At 33.1% G+C, this 22,345-nt stretch carries 20 protein-coding genes; 6 read left to right on the top strand and 14 right to left on the bottom strand.

All coding sequences use genetic code 11. The annotated features are described in order from the left end of the window. Positions 1 to 61: 61 nt before the first annotated feature. The 11 genes from ACTJFD_RS04745 to rpsB form a co-directional block, all read right to left on the bottom strand. Positions 62 to 397 carry a metal-sulfur cluster assembly factor gene (locus ACTJFD_RS04745; protein WP_442259959.1) on the bottom strand — a complete coding sequence of 112 codons (336 nt, stop codon included), beginning with the start codon at positions 395 to 397 and terminating at the stop codon, positions 62 to 64. A gap of 292 nt (positions 398 to 689) precedes the next feature. Next, the gene (locus ACTJFD_RS04740; protein ID WP_442259958.1) at positions 690 to 1,127 is read right to left on the bottom strand and encodes a hypothetical protein; all 438 of its coding nucleotides are present in this window, start codon (positions 1,125 to 1,127) and stop codon (positions 690 to 692) included. A 77-nt stretch (positions 1,128 to 1,204) separates the two neighbouring features. Continuing rightward, complete coding sequence (locus tag ACTJFD_RS04735) at positions 1,205 to 5,542, bottom strand: PolC-type DNA polymerase III (protein ID WP_442259957.1); 4,338 nt, start codon at positions 5,540 to 5,542, stop codon at positions 1,205 to 1,207. A gap of 74 nt (positions 5,543 to 5,616) precedes the next feature. Further along, entirely contained in the window at positions 5,617 to 7,317 is a 1,701-nt protein-coding gene (locus tag ACTJFD_RS04730) for a proline--tRNA ligase (RefSeq protein WP_442259956.1), read from the bottom strand. A 33-nt stretch (positions 7,318 to 7,350) separates the two neighbouring features. Then, complete coding sequence (rseP, locus tag ACTJFD_RS04725; RefSeq protein WP_442259955.1) at positions 7,351 to 8,631, bottom strand: RIP metalloprotease RseP; 1,281 nt, start codon at positions 8,629 to 8,631, stop codon at positions 7,351 to 7,353. Between the two features lie 25 nt (positions 8,632 to 8,656). Then, on the bottom strand, positions 8,657 to 9,445 hold the full coding sequence (locus ACTJFD_RS04720; RefSeq protein ID WP_442259954.1) for a phosphatidate cytidylyltransferase: 789 nt from the start codon (positions 9,443 to 9,445) through the stop codon (positions 8,657 to 8,659). Next, positions 9,442 to 10,236, bottom strand: coding sequence for an isoprenyl transferase (locus tag ACTJFD_RS04715; RefSeq protein ID WP_442259953.1), 795 nt, complete (start codon positions 10,234 to 10,236; stop codon positions 9,442 to 9,444). Before ACTJFD_RS04715 ends, ACTJFD_RS04720 begins: the two co-directional genes overlap by 4 nt. A 148-nt stretch (positions 10,237 to 10,384) precedes the next feature. Beyond that, a complete protein-coding gene (frr, locus tag ACTJFD_RS04710; RefSeq protein ID WP_442259952.1) occupies positions 10,385 to 10,942 on the bottom strand; it encodes a ribosome recycling factor in 558 nt (185 codons plus the stop codon). A gap of 1 nt (position 10,943) precedes the next feature. Further along, complete coding sequence (gene pyrH / locus ACTJFD_RS04705; RefSeq protein WP_442259951.1) at positions 10,944 to 11,666, bottom strand: UMP kinase; 723 nt, start codon at positions 11,664 to 11,666, stop codon at positions 10,944 to 10,946. Positions 11,667 to 11,777: 111 nt separating this feature from the next. Beyond that, on the bottom strand, positions 11,778 to 12,656 hold the full coding sequence (gene tsf / locus ACTJFD_RS04700) for a translation elongation factor Ts (RefSeq protein ID WP_442259950.1): 879 nt from the start codon (positions 12,654 to 12,656) through the stop codon (positions 11,778 to 11,780). 138 nt (positions 12,657 to 12,794) lie between these two features. Further along, positions 12,795 to 13,577: a 30S ribosomal protein S2 gene (rpsB, locus tag ACTJFD_RS04695; RefSeq protein WP_442259949.1), complete on the bottom strand. Its 783-nt coding sequence runs from the start codon at positions 13,575 to 13,577 to the stop codon at positions 12,795 to 12,797. A 263-nt stretch (positions 13,578 to 13,840) separates the two neighbouring features. Here rpsB and ACTJFD_RS04690 point away from each other — a divergent pair, with 263 nt between their 5' ends. Then, a complete protein-coding gene (locus tag ACTJFD_RS04690; RefSeq protein ID WP_442259948.1) occupies positions 13,841 to 14,461 on the top strand; it encodes a histidine phosphatase family protein in 621 nt (206 codons plus the stop codon). A gap of 69 nt (positions 14,462 to 14,530) precedes the next feature. Next, positions 14,531 to 15,088 carry a hypothetical protein gene (locus ACTJFD_RS04685; RefSeq protein ID WP_442259947.1) on the top strand — a complete coding sequence of 186 codons (558 nt, stop codon included), beginning with the start codon at positions 14,531 to 14,533 and terminating at the stop codon, positions 15,086 to 15,088. A 75-nt stretch (positions 15,089 to 15,163) separates the two neighbouring features. Here ACTJFD_RS04685 and ACTJFD_RS04680 read toward each other — a convergent pair whose 3' ends face one another. Next, on the bottom strand, positions 15,164 to 15,793 hold the full coding sequence (locus ACTJFD_RS04680; protein ID WP_442259946.1) for an MBL fold metallo-hydrolase: 630 nt from the start codon (positions 15,791 to 15,793) through the stop codon (positions 15,164 to 15,166). Positions 15,794 to 15,907: 114 nt separating this feature from the next. Between ACTJFD_RS04680 and ACTJFD_RS04675 the strand changes: the two genes are divergently transcribed. Further along, a complete protein-coding gene (locus ACTJFD_RS04675; protein WP_442259945.1) occupies positions 15,908 to 17,293 on the top strand; it encodes a hypothetical protein in 1,386 nt (461 codons plus the stop codon). Positions 17,294 to 17,341: 48 nt separating this feature from the next. On the opposite strand, the gene ACTJFD_RS04670 is transcribed toward ACTJFD_RS04675, so the two are convergent. Together ACTJFD_RS04670 and ACTJFD_RS04665 are read right to left on the bottom strand one after the other, a co-directional pair. Next, a complete protein-coding gene (locus ACTJFD_RS04670) occupies positions 17,342 to 18,070 on the bottom strand; it encodes a TraX family protein (RefSeq protein ID WP_442259944.1) in 729 nt (242 codons plus the stop codon). A gap of 61 nt (positions 18,071 to 18,131) precedes the next feature. Next, complete coding sequence (locus ACTJFD_RS04665) at positions 18,132 to 18,785, bottom strand: helix-turn-helix domain-containing protein (RefSeq protein WP_442259943.1); 654 nt, start codon at positions 18,783 to 18,785, stop codon at positions 18,132 to 18,134. 245 nt (positions 18,786 to 19,030) lie between these two features. Here ACTJFD_RS04665 and ACTJFD_RS04660 point away from each other — a divergent pair, with 245 nt between their 5' ends. The 3 genes from ACTJFD_RS04660 (at position 19,031) to rpsT (ending at position 22,301) form a co-directional block, all read left to right on the top strand. Further along, positions 19,031 to 19,873: an undecaprenyl-diphosphate phosphatase gene (locus ACTJFD_RS04660; RefSeq protein WP_442259942.1), complete on the top strand. Its 843-nt coding sequence runs from the start codon at positions 19,031 to 19,033 to the stop codon at positions 19,871 to 19,873. A gap of 168 nt (positions 19,874 to 20,041) precedes the next feature. After that, complete coding sequence (locus tag ACTJFD_RS04655; protein WP_442259941.1) at positions 20,042 to 21,925, top strand: heavy metal translocating P-type ATPase; 1,884 nt, start codon at positions 20,042 to 20,044, stop codon at positions 21,923 to 21,925. 121 nt (positions 21,926 to 22,046) lie between these two features. Beyond that, the gene (gene rpsT, locus ACTJFD_RS04650; RefSeq protein ID WP_442259940.1) at positions 22,047 to 22,301 is read left to right on the top strand and encodes a 30S ribosomal protein S20; all 255 of its coding nucleotides are present in this window, start codon (positions 22,047 to 22,049) and stop codon (positions 22,299 to 22,301) included. The last annotated feature ends 44 nt before the right edge of the window (positions 22,302 to 22,345 follow it).

The raw sequence follows: 22,345 nt of genomic DNA, 5'->3' as shown, positions 1-22,345 counted from the left end.
ATGCTAACTTGTTACTTGTATTATTCATACTAAACAGAATTACTTCTTTGAGTACTACTGCCTATCTAATTCCCAAAGAAATTCTAGCATATCGGCTCATACGATCTGTTGTCCACGCTGGGTACCAAACGAGTTTGACTTCCGCTTCTTTTACGGCATCGACTTCTTTAACCGCTGCATAAATTTGTTCTGTAATAACATCTGCTAACGGGCAACCCATCGTAGTTAAAGTCATTTTAATTTCACAATAGCCTTCTTCTGATAGATTTACTTCATATATAAGTCCAAGATTAACAATATCAATTCCAATTTCAGGATCAATTACTGTTTCTAAAGCAGACATGATATCTTCTTTTATTTCTTTTAATTCATCTTCTGTCCATTTTTCTTCGCTCATCTTTCATCCCTCCAACTTCTTAATCATAACTGAGAATCACTCTTTTGTAAATCCTCTAAATTCGGTGTCGTAACATAAAATTAAATAATCGCCACAATTGATAAAAATGAATAATTCCCCATAGACTTAATGGTAGAAATCATCAATGATAATTAAAATCACACCTACTGGAATAATCATAAACGTTAACAAATGAATGTTTTTCTTCAAAATCAGGATTAATTCACTTAAGATATTATCATCGTATCAAAAAAAGATTAACCTAAAGAACTGATTCTCTAGGTTAATCACTTTATTTCATTATTAAAGATGTAATTCTTTGCACACTAAAAGCAATCATATCAGTTGCTTCATCTTGATGATTCTCTGAACTATCAAAATGGTCACTATCAACAGTACCTTTATCAACAAGAATCGAATCGACCATCTCTTGACAGCTTGCTACATATTGTTCGTAAGCTTTTTCTAATTTTTTATGAATACCAATCACCTTAACTGGGGGTTTAATGCCTTGAAGCTTAGCTAAAATAACACGATAGCGATCTGTTCCTGCAGAAAAAATCGCATGAATTTCTTTTAGTTGTTCTGGTTTCAAATCAGCAATTTTTTTATTGTCAATCGCTGAACGAATAATCTCAAATGAATCATTCATTGTTTCGCCAATGGTTTCAGATTCGGTAATGGCGTCGTTGATTACTCGAATATAGAATCCAGTATTTGGTTTCTTCATTAAATTTTCCTCCTCTAAATGTTAACAATCCTATTTTACACTGTTTATGTACAAATTTAAAGTCTATTAAGTTGTTTTTATAACATATCGAATAATGAAAGCTGATTTTCATCAGGTAAATCTTTTAAAACACCATTTTCTGTCATAAATTCAATAATTGTTTTTGATACTTTTCCACGTGTTGCTAAGTCTTCTTTTGATAAAAACTCTCTTTCTTCTCGAGCTACCATGATTTGTTTTGCAACGTTCATCCCTAAACTTGGAACAGAACGAAAGGGTGCAATTAAAGTATCACCATCTATTACAAAATCAACAGAATCAGATTTATATAAATCAATCATTTCAAATTTAAAACCACGTTCTAACATTTCATTAGCAATTTCTAACACCGTTAAAAGATTTTTCTCTTTCGTCGATGCTTCCATCCCCTTATCCATAATTTCTTTGATCCGTTCTTTTACAGCTTCTTTTCCTTGTGCCATTGCTGCAATATCAAAGTCGGTCGCTCGGACTGAAAAATAAGCAGCGTAATAAAGAATCGGGAAGTGAACTTTAAAATAAGCTACACGTAACGCCATTAATACATAAGCCGCAGCATGCGCTTTAGGGAACATATACTTAATCTTTAAACAAGATTCAATATACCATTCAGGAACTTGATTTTCTCTCATCTCTTTTTGCCAATCATCAGGTATCCCTTTACCTTTACGAACACTTTCCATAATTTTGAAGGCCAAGCCATCTTCTAGACCAGCATGCATCAAATAAACCATTATATCATCACGACAACCGATTACTTGTGCTAGCGTTGATTCACCTCGGCGAATTAATTCTTCTGCATTTCCTAACCAAACATCCGTACCATGAGATAATCCTGAAATTTGAAGTAATTCTGCAAAAGTCGTTGGTTTAGTTTGTTCTAACATTCCTCGAACAAATTTAGTTCCAAATTCTGGAATTCCTAATGTTCCCGTTTTAGATAGAATTTGTTTTTCATCAATGCCTAAAACTTCAGGCCCTGAAAAAATCCGCATCACTTCCGGATCATCCGTTGGGATTGTTTTGGGATCAATCCCAGATAAATCTTGTAACATCCGAATGACGGTCGGGTCATCATGACCTAAAATATCAAGTTTCAGTACATTATCATGAATAGAGTGGAAATCAAAATGTGTCGTTTTCCATTCTGAATTTTGATCGTCTGCTGGATACTGAATAGGGGTAAAGTCATAAACATCCATATAATCAGGAATAACAATAATTCCACCCGGATGCTGACCAGTCGTTCGCTTAACTCCTGTTGACCCTTTAGCTAAACGATCAATTTCAGCATTTCGAAAATTCAAATTATTATCACGTTCATACCCTTTTACAAAACCGAAGGCTGTTTTATCCGCAACAGTTCCTATTGTTCCTGCTCGAAAAACATAATCTTCTCCAAAAAGAACTTTCGTATAATTATGGGCTTGTGGCTGGTAGTCTCCAGAAAAGTTTAAATCAATATCAGGAACTTTATCACCATGAAATCCTAGAAAGGTTTCAAAAGGGATATCATGCCCATCTTTTGATAAACGAGCATCACATTTTGGACAGGATTTTTCGGGCAAATCAAAACCTGAACCATAAGAGCCATCTTCAAAAAACTCAGAATAACAACACTCTGGACAACGATAATGAGGGGGCAACGGGTTAACTTCGGTGATACCTGTCATCGTAGCAACAAAGCTAGATCCTACTGAGCCTCGTGACCCGACCAAGTAACCATCTTGTAAACTTTTATGTACCAATTTTTGTGAAATTAAATAAATCACTGAGAAACCATTGCCATTAATACTCTTCAGCTCTTTTTCAATCCGTTTTTTAACAATCTCTGGTAAATCTTCACCATACAAACGATGAGCCTCATCATAACTTAACTTCGTGATTTCATCTTCTGAACCTTCGATTTTTGGAGTGTAGAGATCCGTCTTGACTGGAACAACTTCTTCACACATATTTGCAATTTTTTGAGTATTCGTTACCACAATTTCTTGAGCCAATTTTGGATCTAAAAATGAAAATGCTTTAAGCATTTCATCCGTTGTTCTAAAATGAACACGAGGTAATGAATAACGATTTAACGGATTAGCTCCCCCCATTGAATTAATTAAAACTTTTCGATAGATTGAATCTTCCTCATCAAGGTAATGAACATTTCCAGTTGCAACTACTATTTTATCTAAATCTTGACCAATTTTAATAATATTTTTAATAATATCTTCTAAATCTCTTTCGTTCTTAACAAGTTCAGCTTCAATTAAAGGTGCGTAGACCGCTTTAGGCATTACTTCAATATAATCATAGAACTTCGCCTTTTTTTTAGCAACCTCTGCTCCTTTTTGCATCATTGCTTCAAAAATTTCACCCTTACTACAAGCTGAACCAACAAGTAATCCTTCGCGATATTCAGTCAATAAAGAACGAGGAATACGAGGAACACGATAAAAATAATTGATATTTGATTTTGAAATTAATTTAAACAGATTTTTTAAACCAGCTTGTGTCTGCGCAAGAATTGTGGCATGAAAAGGACGTGCCCGTTTATAAGCATCTCCCTCACCAATATGTTGATTAAACTCATCATGGTACTCAACCCCATACGTTTCCTTTGCCATTTTAACAAATATCCAGCACAAATGGCCCGTTGCTTCTGAATCAAAGATCGCACGGTGATGCTGCTCTAAATTAATATTATATTTTTTAGCCAGTCTATTTAAACGATGAGACTTCATTTCTGGATGTAATAATCGCGATAATTCCAGTGTATCAATGACAGGATTTGTTGCATCAGGCATTTGGTACTTATTCCGACTTGTATTTAAAAAGCCCATATCAAAACTAGCATTATGTGCGACTAAAATCTTATCTTCACAAAACGTTTGAAACATCTCTAAAACTTCTTTTTCTGATTTAGAGCCTCGGACCATCTCATCTGTAATCCCCGTTAAATTAATCGTTGTTTGTGATAAAGGGTGTCCAGGATCAATAAATTGTTCAAAAGTTTCAATAACATTACCTTTATGCATTTTTACAGCTGACAATTCAATAATCGTGTCGTAAACAGCAGATAGCCCCGTCGTTTCCACGTCAAAAACAACATAAATAGCATCACTCAGATGAATGTGCTTTGGGTTGTACGCAATCGGAACACCATCATCGACAATATTAGCTTCTATTCCAAATAAAATTTTAACGCCATGTTCTTGTCCGGCATGATAAGCATCTGGAAAAGATTGTGCTCCTGCATGATCAGTTACCGCAAGTGCAGGCATTTTCCATTTACCCGCTTGAGCTACTAAATCAGTGATATTATTCGTCGCATCCATCGTACTCATGTTTGTATGTAAATGTAGTTCTGCTCTTTTTTGTCCTTCAGGTGCTTTATCCTTACGTGTCTCATGCTTTATTTCTGCTAAATCTTGACAGTTCATGACTAAATCACGCATAAAGGTGTCTTCTTGTATACTTCCACGAACACGAAGCCAACTACCTTTTTTGATTGCTTCAAAAACAGCCATATCTTTTTCATTATTCGAAAATTTCTTAATTGAAAACGAGGAAGTATAGTCCGTCATTTTTAAAATTAAAATTTGGCGACCACTTCGTAAATCACGAACTTCTTTATCAAAAACAAAACCTTCCAAAGTAACCCGACGCTCTTCTTCATAAATATTCCCCATTGGTGTAATCGGTTCGTCGATTGGAATAGAACGTCCCATTTGAACAGGTCCATCTAGTTGTGGGATTTCACTGCGTTGTTTTTGCTTTTGTTGCTCGTTTTTCTCAATTGCTTGAGCTGCTTGTTTCATTAACTCATCTGTACGCTCTTTTTGCTTTTCTAAAAAGGCTTCATGACTTGCTTGTTGTGATACTTCATCTATTTTTAATTGAAATGAAAGCTTTGGAAAGCCTAAACTTTCAAAATTCTTCACAATAATTGGGATGTATTGCTGTTCTAAATAGTTTTTCATTCCTTCATTTTCCACGGAGATTTCAACCTGACCGTCTATTAAAACCGGTACCTGCTTTGATAACGTTTGGTGAACAACAGGTGTTAAACAGTTTTCTGCCGTAATCACTTCATGCCAATAAGCAGCTATTAGCTCCGACGTAATCACTGGCTGATTTGTATAAATTTTTAACTCTGTTTTTGCTATTTCACGGAACGAAATTAATAATTGCTGTTTTAGTTTTTGAAAAACAGCATGAGGTAAAATATCCGGAAATAATAATTCAAAATCCCATTGCCGACTTTTCTCATGAACTATCACTTTTTTTATCGTTCCCTCATTTAAAATTGTGTACTCCGTTGTTTCTTGATTTAATCCAATCTGTTTTAATAATTCTTGATATCTTTCTTTTGGACTTAGTGACACAAAAGATCCCTCACTTTTCTATCAACTTACATCAAAAAGGGCTTTAGCAGTTTTTGCTTAAAAGCCCTATCCTATTATTGATTTAAAATTTTTAATGTTTCTAACAATTCTTCTTTCCTAACTTCTAAAAACGCTGCTGTTTTTTTGAGTTTAACTTCGACAATTCCTTCTTCAGCTTTATCACCAATCGTAATTCGATAGGGGGCCCCAACTAAATCAGCGTCTTTGTATTTTACTCCAGTACGTTCATTACGGTCGTCTACTAAAACAGAAAAACCTGCCATACTAAGTGTTTCTTCCAATTCTTCAGCTAAAGCTACCTGCGCCTCATCGGTCATCTTAACTAAAATCAAATGCATATCAAAAGGAGCAACTTCAGTTGGCCAAGTAATCCCTTCCTCATCACACGTTGTATCGACGATTGTTGCAAATAAGCGACTCAAGCCCAAACGGTAACTTCCCATTAAAATAGGTTGCTTTTTCCCTTGTTCATCTGAAATCATCGCATCAAATAAATAACTCAAATAATCACCTACTTGAAATATATGGCCTAATTCAACAGCTTTAGCAAAGTGTAAAATACCTAGCCCATCAGGGGAAGGCTCACCATTTTTTACTAATTTGAAATCAGAAAAGGCACTGACTGAAACATCACGATTGATATTAACATCCTTAAAATGATACCCTGTTTTAGTTGCGCCACAAACAAAATTCATCATTGTTTCAACGTATAAATCTGCTACAATCTCAATACTAGAACAATCATTTATTGGTCCAAGTGAACCAAAACTACTGGAATAACACTTTTCAACTTGTTCCGGTTTAGCCAATTGAACATGCTCAGCTTTTAAAAACTGTCCCACTTTGTAAAGACTAATTTCATGATCACCACGAAGTAAAACCATGACTAAACGATCATCTACTTGTAAAAGAAGCGTTTTTAAAATCTTATCCGGCGTTATTTCAAAGTAAGAAGCTACCTCAGCAATCGTTTCAATGTTCGGCGTCTCAACTAATGCCATCTCTCGCATCAGTTGTCTTTTACTTTCACCGACAAATTCACTCGTTGCCATTTCAAGTTTAGCTGCATAATCACTTGCATCCGAATAAACAATCGTTTGATCTCCATGTTCTGTTAATGCCAAGAATTCTTTCGATAAAAAATCAGTTTCTTTATTACGTTTTCCAACAACAGAATAACATTTAACGCCACAACGCTCAAATATTCGTAAATATATTTTTTCAATCTCCTTAAAATGAGTTTCTAAATCATGAGTGGTATAGTGGAAAGAACATGCGTCACTCATTAAAAACTCTCTCGTCCGCATCAGTCCTTGTTTTGCTCTTACTTCATCACGAAATTTTTCTTTAAATTGATATAATGTTATCGGTAATTTTTTATAAGACGTTATCGCGTCTTTGATTAATGATAAAAATACCGCTTCATGAGAATGTCCTAATACATAATCACGATCCTCATTATCTGATACCTCAAAATGGAAGCGTCGTTGCTGATTATATTGTTCACTTCTTTTTAACATTTGTTTAGGAATAAAACTTGGCAACAACATCTCATTCGCATCTATTTTTGCAAATTCTTCTCTAATAATTTTCTTCAAACGATTCAACACAAAATTAGCAAGTGGTAGATAACTATAAACACCACTCGATAATTGTCGAATATACCCTCCCCGTAACAATACCTGCTGACTCAGTACATCAGATTCACGCGGCACTTCCCTTAGTGTCGGCATGAATAACTTTGACTGCTTCACTTTTTTTCCTCCTTAAATAACGACCAAACAAAACTATCTTATAAAGAAACGATGAAAGTCATTCCAAGTCACAGCAATCATCAATACAGCTAAAACAGCAACACCTACCATCGTAATTGCCATTTCTTTTTCTTGACTAAGAGGTTTTCCTCTGACACCTTCATAAAGGTTTAATAAAATTTTTCCTCCATCTAATCCTGGTAATGGAATTAAATTCATAATTCCTAAATTAACAGATAAAGTCGCTGTAAAAATTAAAATAGAAATAAAACCACTTTGGGATACTGTCTCAGACAATTTAAAAATCATCACTGGCCCACCCAATTTATTTAAACTAAAACCTGTTATCAAATCACCCAATGCTTTAAAAATTGAAAGTGAATTCGCTACGGTTTGCGTTGCTCCTAATTTTATTTTTCCAAAGAAAGACAATGGTTTAAACTCGTTGGTCATCATAATTCCAATCTGTCCTACTTTGTCATCAATTTTTGTAGCTTTGGGAGTAATTTCAAGTTCTCTATTAATCCCTTTTTCATTTTTGACGATGATTCTTAATTTTTTTCCTGGTTTATCAGAAATTTCTTTAGACATCTCGGAAAAAGTACTCACTTTTTTACCTGAAACTTCTACGATTGAATCTCCTGGTTTAAGACCTGCCTTATCAGCAGGACTATTCTGCTCAATTCCACCGATTAGTGTGGTGTGATTAGGAACGTACGTTCCACCTTGTAGAAAAGCAACAATCACAAATAAAACAAATGCTAAAATAAAATTATTTAAAGGTCCGGCAAAATTCGTCATCAAACGACGACCTAACTTTGCTGATTGAAATTGAACATCTAATGGAGCAATTTGAACTTCAACCCCATCTTCTTCTATAATTGTTGCATCATGGTCAACTTTAAATTCTTTGATAATACTTTCATCACGATTTTCATAACCACGAATCAATAACTCTTTTTCTAAATCATATTCTAAAACTTCAATCGGAATACTATTAGGAATAGCAATTTTTTTACTTAAATTGATACGAACAACTTCACCAATATCATTTAAAACCAAAGAAATTGGCAATCCTGGCGAAAGCTCTAACTCATCATCACCAGCACCAGCCATTCGAACATAACCACCAATTGGAAGTAGTCGAATAGAGTAAGCCGTACCATTCACACGGTGAGAGAATAGTTTAGGTCCCATACCAATCGAAAACTCTCTGACTAAGATACCGCCACGTTTCGCAAAAATAAAATGACCGAATTCATGGACTAACACAATTAAACCAAAGACAAATATAAATGTAATAATTGTTTTCATCTAAACATCCTCTCAATTAAATAATTTAAAATACACCAAAAATATGCATCAGTGGGAATACAAATAATAGACTATCAAAACGATCTAAAATCCCACCATGACCAGGTAATATTTTACCTGCATCTTTAACTCCATAATAACGTTTATATGCTGATTGAACTAAATCCCCTAACTGACTAACCACTGAGAATAAAATAGTTAGAAACAACATCGTTGTCAATGAATAACTCATAGGGAAGAATAATAAATAAAGTAAACTAATAAATACAGCAGAGACAATCCCACCAAGTGCACCTTCAATTGATTTATTAGGTGAAATATGAGGGGCTAATTTTTTGGACCCAAATTTTCGTCCCAGTACATAAGCTCCAATATCTGTTGCCCATACAACAAATAAAGCATAAATTAAAATTGACAGTCCTGCTTCTCTTGCCACAATGAAGTTTTTGAAGCCCATTCCAATATAAAGACTAACTAAAACTGGAAATGCAGCATCTTCAAAAGTATACTCGTTTTTTGAAAAAACGGGTAGGATTAAAATAATCATGATAAAAAGATAATATAATGAATTCGTATCAACTGATGCTGGTAAAAAATCCAAAACTTGACTAGGCCCTAGGATAATAAAGACCGTTGTCAAACCAGCAAGAACTCCCTCAATACTTTTTAATTCTAAATTTTTCATATTAAATAATTCATAAACTGCGATAATTCCCATTAATGCGATAACTAATTGTAGTGGTATTCCTCCATAAATCACCAAAGGTAAAAACAAAGCTAAGGCAATTACTGCGGTAATTACACGTTGTTTCATTTTAATTCAGCTCCTTTTTTTGTTTCCCTTAAACCACCAAAACGACGGTTTCTGGACTGATAGACGCCAATTGCATCTTCTAAATCATCATTCTTAAAATCTGGCCAACTTACCTCAGTAAAAAACAATTCACTATATGCTAATTGCCATAATAAAAAATTACTGATTCTTTCTTCACCACTTGTTCGGATTAACAAATCCGGATCACGATACTCTTCAGGTAAAACACCAGTCATTAAATGTTCTGCAAATGTTTCTTCGGTTACTTCTCCTACTGTCGTAACCTGTGCTTTTGACACAAGCTCATTCACTGCTGTTAAGATTTCAGCTCTTCCACCATAATTAAGAGCAAAGTTCAAAATCATCCCTGTATTATTTTTTGTTTGTTCCTTCGCTCGGATAACAGCTTTTTTAGTATGTTCTGGTAATTCTTCGATATAACCCATCACTTCTACTTTAACATTTTCCTTAATCAATTCAGGAACAAAAATATCAAAGAACTCAACCGGTAACTTCATCAAAAAACTGACTTCATCCGTTGGTCGCTTCCAATTTTCTGTTGAAAAAGCATATAAAGTTAAGACTTTTACACCCAATCGACTAGCGTGTTTGGTAATTCGTTTAACATTGTTCATACCTTCTTTATGTCCAGCAACACGGGGCATCATTCTCTTTTGAGCCCACCGCCCGTTCCCATCCATAATAACTGCTATATGTCGTGGAACCGGTTTTGATTTATCAAAACTAGTTAAAGTCTCTTCTTTTATTTTCTTATTAAATAAATTTAGCATATAAAGCCCCCTAATAAAGACGTAGACTATCGTTTCTATTGTAGCAAAGACTCTATTAAAAGCCTATTAATTTTAAGAAATTAATCAATAATTTAAACATTAAAGAAAAAAAGTCGTAGAACGTTCTACGACTTTTCCCCCAATTTGTCTAAACTTCTAATAATTCTTCTTCTTTATTAGCTACAATGCTATCAATATTTTTAGTACTTCCATCAGTCAGTGTTTGGACTTCTTTTTCTAAAGTACGTAACTCATCTTCTGAAATGACTTTATCTTTTTCTAATTTTTTTAAGCTGTCAATTGCTTCACGACGAATACCTCGAACGACAACTTTTGCATTTTCACCATATTTACCAACTTCTTTAGCTAACTCTTTACGGCGTTCTTCAGTTAATTGAGGGATTACCAGACGAATCACTGTCCCATCATTTGAAGGGCTAATTCCGATATCACTAGATTGAATTGCTTTATCGATCTCTCCAATAATCGTTTTATCAAAAGGAGTAATCATTAATACTCGAGCTTCGGGAATAGTGATTGAAGACATCTGGTTTAAAGGTGTTTGAACGCCATAATATTCAACGCTAATACGATCTAAAATACTAGCATTTGCTCGACCAGCTCTAATCAAACCAAGTTCACGCTGTAAACTTTCTTCTGCTTTAGTCATTTTATCTTTTGTTTCATTTAAAATTGTTGTTTGCATTTTATTTCCCCCTTACGGTAGTTCCGATTTGTTCACCTAGAACAACTCGTTTAATATTTCCTGGTTCATTTATATTAAAGACAACAAGCGGAATATCGTTGTCCATACTTAAACTACTAGCTGTTGAATCCATCACTGATAATCCTTTAGAAATAACATCTAAATGCGTTAATTCATCAAATTTAGTAGCTGTTGTATCAATACGTGGATCTGCAGAATAAACACCATCAACATTGTTTTTAGCCATTAAAATAACATCTGCTTCTATTTCGACAGCTCGTAATGCTGCTGCTGTATCTGTTGTGAAGTACGGGTTTCCTGTTCCTCCAGCAAAGATAACCACACGATCTTTCTCTAAGTGACGAATAGCGCGTCTTCTAATATACGGTTCTGCAATTTGTCTCATTTCAATAGAAGTTTGAACACGTGTTGGAACACCTAAGTTTTCTAAAGTATCTTGCAACGCTAAGGCATTCATGACAGTTGCTAACATTCCCATATAATCTGCTTGAGAACGTTCCATTCCCATCTCAGCACCAATTGTTCCGCGCCAAATGTTTCCTCCGCCAACAACAACGGCTACTTCAATTCCTAATTCAAAGATTTCTTTGATTTCTTTAACAAATTCTTTGACTACAGGAGGATTGATTCCAAATCCTTTATTACCTGCTAATGCTTCACCACTTACTTTTAAAAGTACTCGTCGATACTTAGGTTCTGCCATCTTTTTAACCTCCGCTTTTTGCTTTATCTTTAATTCAAATCTCTCTATTTTTTCTAAAAAAAAGAACGCAGTTATTTATTAGAATAAATGCGTTCGATTGACTTAACGAAATTATTTCATTTGGCTCATAACTTCGTCAGCAAAGTTTTCTTCACGTTTTTCTAAGCCTTCACCAACTTCGAAACGGACAAAACCTTTAACTGTAGCATTTTTTGATGCTGCATATTTTTCAACAGTCATATCTGGATCTTTAACAAATGGTTGGTCTACTAAGCAAACCTCAGCTAAGAATTTATGCATACGTCCAGCTACCATTTTATCAACGATATTTGCTGGTTTACCTTCATTTAAAGCTTGTTCAGTCAATACTTTCTTTTCACGTTCTAATTCTTCTGTCGATACTTGATCTTTTGTTACATAGCGAGGGTTAATAGCTGCAACATGCATCGCGATATCTTTTGCAACTTCTTCATCTGTTGTTCCATCAATTAATGATAAAACAGCGATTTTTCCTCCCATATGTAAGTAAGCACCAAATGCTGCATTGTCTTGTTTTTCAACAATTTCAAAACGACGGAAGCTAATTTTTTCACCAATCACTGTATTTGCTTCAACTAAATCAGATGCAATTGTTCCTGTTGGTGTTGTAATTGCCATAGCAGCATCCATATCAGCTGGTTTATTGTCAGCAACTAATTGAGCCACATCTGCAACTAATTTTTGGAATTTTTCATTTTTAGCAACAAAGTCTGTTTCTGAGTTAATTTCAACGATGGCTGCAACATTTCCATTAACAGCTACGTTAGCTAATCCTTCTGCTGCAATGCGATCATTTTTCTTGTCAGCTTTAGCCATACCTTTTTCTCTTAATAAGTCAATAGCTTTATCCATATCGCCATCAACCTCAACCAATGCGCGTTTTGCGTCCATCATACCAACGCCTGTACGATCACGTAATTCTTTTACCATAGTTGCATTAATTTTAGTCATTCTTTATTTCCTCCTAAATTTTGCTTAGATAATCTTCTTTTTTATTTAACAAAAAACTGCCTTAAGTAACAGTTATCATGGCTACTTTGTTCACCTTGACCCCGCAGCCTAAGACAGCCAATCTTTTAATATTTAAAATTATTCAGCACTTTTTCCTTCAACAACTTCAACAATTTCTTCGATTGATGGAGCTTCTTCAGAAACAACCTCTACGAATGTTTCCTCAACAACTTCATCTTCACCTTGACGGCCTTCGATGAAAGCATCTGCCATTTTTCCAGAAATTAATTTAACCGCACGAATTGCATCATCGTTAGCTGGGATAACAACATCAATCTCATCTGGATCACAGTTAGTATCAACCATAGCTACGATTGGAATATTTAATTTATGAGCTTCTTGAACAGCAATACGTTCTTTACGTGGGTCAACAATAAACATTACGTCAGGTATTCTTGGCATATCAGCGATACCACCTAAGAATTTTTCTAAACGTTCACGTTCTTTAATTAAACCAGAAACTTCTTTTTTAGGTAAAACTTCAAATACGCCATCTTCTTCCATGATAGTGATTTGTTTTAAACGAGCGATACGTTTTTGAATAGTATCCCAGTTAGTTAAAGTTCCACCTAACCAACGGTGGTTAATATAATATTGACCTGAGCGAATTGCTTCTTCTTTGATCGCTTCTTGTGCTTGTTTTTTAGTTCCTACGAATAAAGCGATTCCGCCCTCTTCTGCAACATTTTTCATGTAGTTATAAGCATCGTCAACTAGACGTACTGTTTTTTGTAAATCAATGATATAAATACCATTTCTTTCTGTAAAGATATATTTCTTCATTTTTGGGTTCCAACGACGAGTTTGGTGTCCGAAATGTACACCAGCTTCAAGTAGTTGTTTCATTGAGATTACTGCCATGTTTTGTTTCCTCCGTTTTGGTTTTTATTTTCCTCTCAACGCCATTATAACTCTTTTAAGAACTTAAAATAAATTTAAGCACCTCTTAAAAAATTGGCAATTAATGTGGATTTATACGCTAATAAATAGCATACTTTGTAAGTATAATCTAATTAGTGAAAAAAGGCAATCCTTTTACCTTAAATTTAATCGTTTAAAATTTGATTTTTGCAATCTTTTATTTTTCCATTATAATGTAGTTATTAACTGAAAGGAGTTTTTATATGGCTATTTTTTACTGTATCCGTCATGGAAAAACAGAGTTTAATCAGAATTTTATTTTACAAGGAGGTCTTTCTGACTCACCCTTACTTGAAGAAGGTTATCAATATGCAAAACAAGCGGGTACTTTTTTAAAAGACGTTAATTTCGATTGCGTTATTGCCAGTCCTCAAAAAAGAGCACACGATACTGCCGAATCTATTTTATCAACTCACCCAACTGAACTATCTATTGAAACCATTAACAATCTTCGCGAACTTGAATTCGGTGAGTGGGATGGTCTGCCCCAAAGTAACTTTGAACATTTCGAACAATTTTCACACCTTATCGAACGTCCAGATTTGTATGATCCTTCTGATTTTAAAGGTGAAAGTTTTCAAGACCTTTTAGATCGAACTATTCCTGTATTTAAAGACTATACTGAAAAATATCCGGATGGTAAAATTTTAGTCGTTTCGCATGGTCTTACCTTACTAACAACATTATCTTATTTAACAGGAACGCCGATTAAGGATATTCGTAAACAACGAATGCTAGATAACGTAAGTATTTCAACTTTAGAAGTTAATCCTGAAAATTTTGATTATCAACTTAAAGATTGGAATAATATTAGCCACTACTAAACTTTAATGATTTAAAACTATAACATCATTGGGGATAATTATAGTTTTATAAAGGGGATTTTACAGCAGATGAAATTAAAAAAGATTAGGGCAATGACCCATTATTTTAATCCAACTGACTGGTTCTTTCATTTTTCTGGCTTTTTGATGTTTTTCATCAGTGGCCTGATTTTATTTGCTTTTTCAAAGGGAATTCAATATTTGATTGTTCCAGTTGCACTAGTTACTATTTTAAAAGGTTTTTTTAGCTATTTTTTTTATTACTATACTTATGACGATTTTCGGCAAACAAAATTAAAAAATGTTTTTATTTTTCTAGCTTTAGCAAATATATCCCTTGGTGTTATACTAATATTTACTCTCTTTTCGAGTACCTATCTGGCCACTATTGGGATTGCCATTTGTTTAGGTTTTGATACTTTCATTCATTTTATTTTATTATTATCGATGGAAGTTTTACAACAAAATAATTTTAAAATAAGAAAACTCTATTACACCTTAGCATTTATAAGCTTACTTTTATTATTAATACCAGCAACTCAAAATATTATCGGACCTAATATTCTCATTTCAGTCTGTTTATTTGTCAATGGAATTAACCTCTTACTTTTTCAAACAACCAAATAATATTTTGACTTTACTTTAATAAAATAAAAAGACTTTGCTTTCTATTAATTTAGAACGCAGAGTCTTTTTATTTTATTAATTGAAAAACGGATTGGTTTTCTTCTCTTTTCCAATCGTCGTTGGTTCACGGTGACCAGGGTATGCTTTAAAATGATCAGGTAAAGTAAAGAGTTCCGTTTGAATACTCTGCAACAAATCCTGCCTATTTCCAAATGGTAAGTCCGTTCGACCAATGCTTCCAGAAAAAAGGGCATCTCCTGTAACCACAAAATCATCGAAGACAAAACTAACACTACCTGGTGAATGTCCCGGTGTTGGTACTACTTTAAATTTTAAATCTCCAAATTCATACTCTTGATAATTTTCAAATAAGTGTTCTGCTGGCTGTACAATGATATCAAGCATATCATTGTGATGCATTAATCCTGAAAAGTTTAATTTTGGATCAGTTAACCACTCTTGTTCCACAGGACTGATATAAACTGGAATATCATAATCAGAACGTAATTCTTCTACTGCACCAATGTGATCATAGTGAGCATGTGTTATCAGAATAGCCTCTGGTTCGATTCCACTGGCTTCAATTTCAGCTTTTATTTTATTAGCATCATTTCCTGGATCAACAATTAAAAGCGTTTTTTGACTATAAATAAGATAACAATTTTCTTCAATACTACCTGTAATAATTTGTTTAACTTGTGTCATCTTAAAACCTCCTTCATCTTTATATCATTATACTAAACATTGTTGCTTTTTGTCATTCTTACAAACTTATATAATATGTTATAATCAAAATAATTAAATTATTGAGGTGATATTATGTTATCAACCGTTCAAAAATTAGGCGAAAAATTAACTTTTATCCCATTTGTTATGATTAATGGGATGAATTTCTTTCCAATCTTTATTTTGTCGCAACTTTTTATTAACCATGAGAAAATCAATCGCTTTATTCTTCCCCTAGTCATGTTCTACTGCTTTAAAACAACGATTCTTTTTATCTTTAGAATAAAAGAAATTGATAGTTTTAAATTGTTAAAGTTTTCAATATTAGTAGGTATTATAGGTTCTTTTATCGGTTTTCTTTCTCATCGGCACTTTTATCTCCAAATTTTTTCGGGTATTTTTTTAGGAATATCTAGTGGACTACTGACGCCCGCCCATTTAACTGTTAAACTCCATGAAAAAAAATATAATCATCTGAAAACTGCTCCAAAAGATTTAGCTTATTCATTGCTATTTGCTGTTGTCCTAATTTTTGGACTATTCAAAGCGTCTAATCATTCATTGATGAGTACCTTCCTATTTTTGATGTTTAATCTCATCTTGCTTTATATTATTATTAGCGCTTATCCAACGTACCAAATTATGGATAATACACCTTATCCCAATTACTCAATCAGTGAATCATTACTTCTATTTTCATTAGGTTTTTTTACTATTTTCATCTTAAAAAGCTCTAAAAAAATAGGTTTTACTAATTTTCTTTTACCGATGATTTTACTATTCATCAGCGTCTCCTTAATCTATATTTTTTACTTAAAAAAAGTAAAACCAAAAAGAAAATTCAACAAATTAGCCACAACAATTATTATCTACAAAGGGATGCTAACCAATTTCATTTTTGTGTTTTGTACTTTTTTTATGTTAATATCACGTGGCAAAAGAGCTTTTTATATTGTTTATCTTCTTTATTTAATCGCGACAATTATTGGCCCAACTTTGAATGTCCTTCTTAAAAAGAAAACTCGCTTTTCTCAAGGAAATACTCTCATTATTGGCTTAAGCCTCAGTTTTTTTCTCATTCTATTTGATTGGACCTTTTACACAGGTGTCTTTCTATTAAGTCTCTTTGCCCAATATCTCAATCAAGATCTTACTCAGTTTGCTTATAAACAAAATGGTATTCCGCAAGACAATCGAATTATGGCTAAATTTAGATTAAATAATATTGGTTCAATCATCCATCAAGTCATGATGGTCGCCATTCTTTTTTTAGTCACTAAACTAGCAGGTGTCAGTAATCTTGCTGAAATTTACCTAGATTATAGTACACAAACGATTGATCTCAATACGCTATTACCTTTACAATTAACTAAGATCTTCATCTTAATTATTTTCATTCTATTTTTTCATGACCTTAACGTTTTTTATCGTCAATATTTCATTAATGAAACCATTGATGACTTAAGTATGGATAACTAGACAAAAAGACAAGCAAACGAGATTTTTCTCATTTACTTGTCTTTTTTATTAAAAAAATGGAGCACATAAAAGCACTGATAATCCCTTTAATACTATCAAATGGACGGGATAAAAAACATAAAACAAATATTTTACTGTCGCTCCTCTTTGATGATTATATTTTAAAATAATGATTAAAGAAAAAGCTGAGCTTAAAAAAGACAAATCATACCAAGCTCTCCAAGTAAAATCTAATCCACAAAGATACATCACTAAAATAACTACTAGATATTTTAAACTTTTTTTATCACGGAACAGATAGAAAGTAGACATCAATAAAATACCATAATACCAACCATCTAGACGTAATAAATATGAAAAATAAGCTGCAGTAACTATCATTAATCCTACAATAATCAAATGTTTTTTATATTTTTTAATCATAAAAAGTAGGACTAATCCTAAACTTAAAGTAAAAAATACATTTTGCTCTCCAAAATAAAACAACTTGTCAAAGAATACCCAATTATACAAAAATTCAATTAAAACACCTGAAAGCAATAAACTAAACAAATACTTTTTAAAATTTCTAGTATGAACAAAGCCCTCGACAAGAAGAAAGCAAAAGATTGGAAAAGCAATTCGACCCAAAATGCTTCCTATCTTAATTAGTAACAATAACTGATTAAATTCATAGTCTGTAAAATGGGCATAGGGTGCTTGCATAACTAACCCATTCACTAACACAATTCTCGTAAAATGGTCTATTACCATTGATACGATAGCAATTATTTTCAAACGGCTTCCACTTAAACTCTTTCCAAACATTTCTTGCATCAGCTAATAAACGATTATTTTTTTATTCGTTTGCTATTTTTAAGTCATACGAATAAGTCATTATTTTTTCCTTATATTCATTAGCTGTTATCTGAATTTCATAGGACCCTTTTTCAAGAAAAATAGTTTTTTGATCTTTAATTCGATCCCTTTTTATTTGGTAAACGATAACGTTAGTTTTTTTATTGAGTACTTTCATCTCTAATTCACCCGTGTCTATTTCTCCTTTTGAAGTAAAAGTGACTTTTCCTTTTTTAGGTAGAGAAAAATAGCCTGTTCCAACAACTAGCGATTCCTTTTTTATTGTTTGAAGTTCCATTGTTTTGTCCTGTTGCATCTCAAACGAGATATGATTCATTTTTTTTACTGCGATGAAGCCAGCTACTGATAAAACTATACTACTAACCAATACGATAATCAGGACTCGAATCATTATTTTTTTTTGTTTCTTTTCTGAATCAATCTGCTTAACCACTTTTTCATCACCTTTTAATAACTCATCAACTGAAATCTTATAATCTTCACTTAACTTCATAATCGTTTCTAAATCAGGGTAACTTTTTTTGTTTTCCCAACTTGAAACGGTTTGACGCGTTACTTTAAATTTTTCGGAAAATTCTTCCTGACTCAAATTATTTTCTTTACGAATCTTCTTTATTTTTTCTCCTAGTTTCAATTCAAATAGTCTCTCCTTCCAAACAAATCATCACATTATCCGAGTTAAACCACTAGCATATTCCGTTAACATTGTCGCAATTTATTCTTTACATTATCATTTTTAATGTTAATTGTACATGACATTCCTTAATCTAAAGCCTTTTATCTATTTTAATTTTATTTATTCATTAAAATTTTCCTTTTAATTCTTTCTTTTTATCGTGTATACTTGGATTTAGATTATTTTTTAGAAAGGTTGTTATTATGGATATTATCAATATTTTAAAAGTTGTTTTTCTTGGAATTGTAGAGGGAATTACCGAGTGGTTACCGATCAGTAGTACCGGGCATTTGATTTTAATTGATGAATTTATTAAGTTGGATATGTCTACTGATTTTAAAACGATGTTCAATGTTGTTATTCAACTTGGTGCAATTATGGCCGTTGTCATCCTTTATTTTCATAAATTAAATCCATTTGCCTTTAAATCTAAAACAAAAATTGAGCGAAATGACACTTGGGTACTTTGGTTCAAAGTGGTAGTTGCTTGTATTCCAGCAATTATTGCTGGTCCATTACTAGATGATTATCTTGAGCTACACTTTCATAAATTTTTACCCGTCGCCATTATGTTAATTGTTTACGGGATTGCTTTTATTTTAATTGAAAATTATAATCGGACGCATGAGCCTAAAATAAAAACATTAAATGATCTAACTTTCAAAATGGCTTTCATCATTGGTTTATTTCAAGTCCTTGCCCTTGTTCCCGGAACTTCACGTTCTGGAGCAACAATTATTGGTGCTATCCTCTTTGGATGTTCTCGTTTTGTAGCTGCCGAATTTACCTTTTTTCTCGGAATACCCGTTATGTTTGGTGCTAGTGCTTTAAAAGTTTATAAATTTTTACGTGCAGGAAATACTTTTGGGTCAACAGAAATTTTATTACTCGTAATTGGATGTCTCGTAGCATTTGTTGTTTCAATTATTGCAATTAAATTCTTGATGGACTATATTAAAAAACATGACTTCAAAATATTTGGTTGGTATCGCATCATTTTAGGTTCCATTATTATCATTTATTGGTTATCAACTACCCTCATCTAATTGAGAATGTAAATCAATTGCAAAAAGACTAACTTGTACTTAAACATCTACAAGTCAGTCTTTTTTTTACTAAAATCTAATCGAAAATGATTATCATTCCTACTTAGATAATAGTTATTATAATTTATTTTTTTTTATGTTATACTCCAATTGTGGAGGTAATTAAAAATGAATAACTTAAAAAAAATACAAACTAGTACTTGGACCACTTTAATTTGCGGTTTACTTATGGTAACAGGATTTATCTTAGAAAAAAATGGTTTTCAATATTCTCCCCTTATCTTCATCGGTGGAATGATTATTGGCGGGTACTCCCAAACAAAAGAAGGTATTTTAACAACGATTGAAGAGAGACGTTTGAATGTCGACCTTCTAATGGCTTTAGCTGCGATTGGAGCATGTACTATTCAATATTACTTTGAAGGTATTATGTTGACCTTTATTTTTTCATTAAGTGGAACCTTAGAAGATATGACTACAAGTCAAAGTAAAAAAGAAATTGAAGCTTTGATTAATATTCAACCTGAAATTGCAACTAAAATTTTAAACGATGGAACCACAAAATCAATTCCTGTTGGTCAATTAGAAATTGGTGATCAACTGATTGTCGCAAAAGGAGAAAACATCCCAATTGACGGTTTCTTACTTGATGACTATGCAACAATTGATGAAGCAAATATTACCGGTGAAGCATTGCCAATTGAAAAACAAAAAAAAGATGATTTATTTGGAGGAACGATTAATTTAAATCATGCTTTTAAAATGGAAGTGACTAAAACAAATGAGGATACACTTTTCAGTAAAATTATTCGTCTCGTTAATGAAGCGCAAAATACACCTTCAAAAACGGCTAGCTTCTTAGATCGTTTTGAAAATATATATGTCAAAATTATTCTAGTTATTGTTCCCTTAACTATTTTTATTCCTTATTTCTTTTTAAGTTGGACATGGGATGAAAGTTTTTATCGAGGGATGGTTTTACTCGTAGTCGCTTCTCCCTGTGCGTTAGTTGCTTCAGCTACTCCTGCAACCCTAGCAGCTATCTCAAATGGTGCTAAAAAAGGAATTCTTTTTAAAGGTGGGATTTATTTAGAAGCTTTAAGTGATTTAAAAGCTATTTCTTTTGATAAAACGGGAACCCTTACTAATGGAACGCCTCATGTTACACATTCCCATTTTTTAACAACAGATGAACAGCAAACAATTGATATTCTAGTCGCTATCGAAGCTGTTAGCCGCCATCCGTTAGCATTAGCTATTATCGACCACTACCCGATTGAAGCTCGTAATCCCTATTTAAATAATATTTCAATCGAAGAAAATGCGGGTGCTGGAATGCAAGCAACAATTGATCACTCAATTTGGAAAGTAGGAAAACAAAAATTTACTTGTGCAGTTATTGGATTAGAAGAACAAAAAATGATCGATACTCTCCAAAATAAAGGAAATACAGTGATTTTTATTTCTAAAGATAACCAACCGATGGGATATTTTGGTCTATTAGATACTCCTAAAGAAGAAGCTAAGAAAACCATCCAGTATTTCAAAAATATGGGAATTCAAACAACGATGCTTACCGGCGATAATCATAAAACAGCCCATGCGATTGCTCATGAGCTTGACGTCGATCAAGTGTTAGCTGAGTGTTTACCTGCAACAAAAACGGAATTTATCGTAAAACAAAAAGAGAGTGTTGGGACCAATATAATGGTCGGTGATGGTATAAACGATGCTCCTGCTCTAGCCAATGCAACGATTGGTATCGCAATGGGTCAAGGAACTGATGTTGCTATCGATGTTGCTGATATAGTACTCATGAAGAGTAATTTATTACATATTGTCTATTCTCACTTACTCTCCAAAAAACTAAAAAAAATTATTACTCAAAACATTATTTTTTCGCTAATCGTGATTACTCTTTTAATTACTAGTAACTTTTTAAAAGTGATTAACCTACCGCTAGGTGTGATTGGACATGAAGGCAGCACAATTTTAGTTATCTTAAATGGTCTACGTCTTTTAAGACCTATTAAACTGAAATCGTACTTTTAAAATCAAAAATTAGAAAACTAAAAGATTATTATTGCAAACTCATATCTCATTCTGTATAATGAGAATGTTGAATTATATTTGTTTACTCAAATATAAAGTCTATGTCGGAGGTGAGAAACAAATGCCAAATATTGAATCTGCAATCAAACGTGTTCGCACTAACGAAAAAGCTAACGAAGCTAACTCAGCTAAATTAAGCAAAATGCGTACAGCTATGAAAAAATTTGAACAAGCAGTTGAAACTAATGCTGATAACACTCAAGAATTATTAGTTGCTGCAATTAGAGAAATCGATGTGGTTTCTGCTAAGGGTCTTATCCATCAAAATAAAGCTAACCGCGAAAAATCTCGTTTAGCAAAAAAAGTAGTCGCTTAATAATAAAAACTTGGTGAGATGAATCCTTCCGGATCTCAACTCGC

This window comes from Vagococcus sp. (genome assembly GCF_052102835.1).
Lineage (GTDB): Bacteria > Bacillota > Bacilli > Lactobacillales > Vagococcaceae > Vagococcus.
Note: the sequence above shows the minus strand (reverse complement) of the source record. Positions and strands in the feature narration are given on the sequence as shown.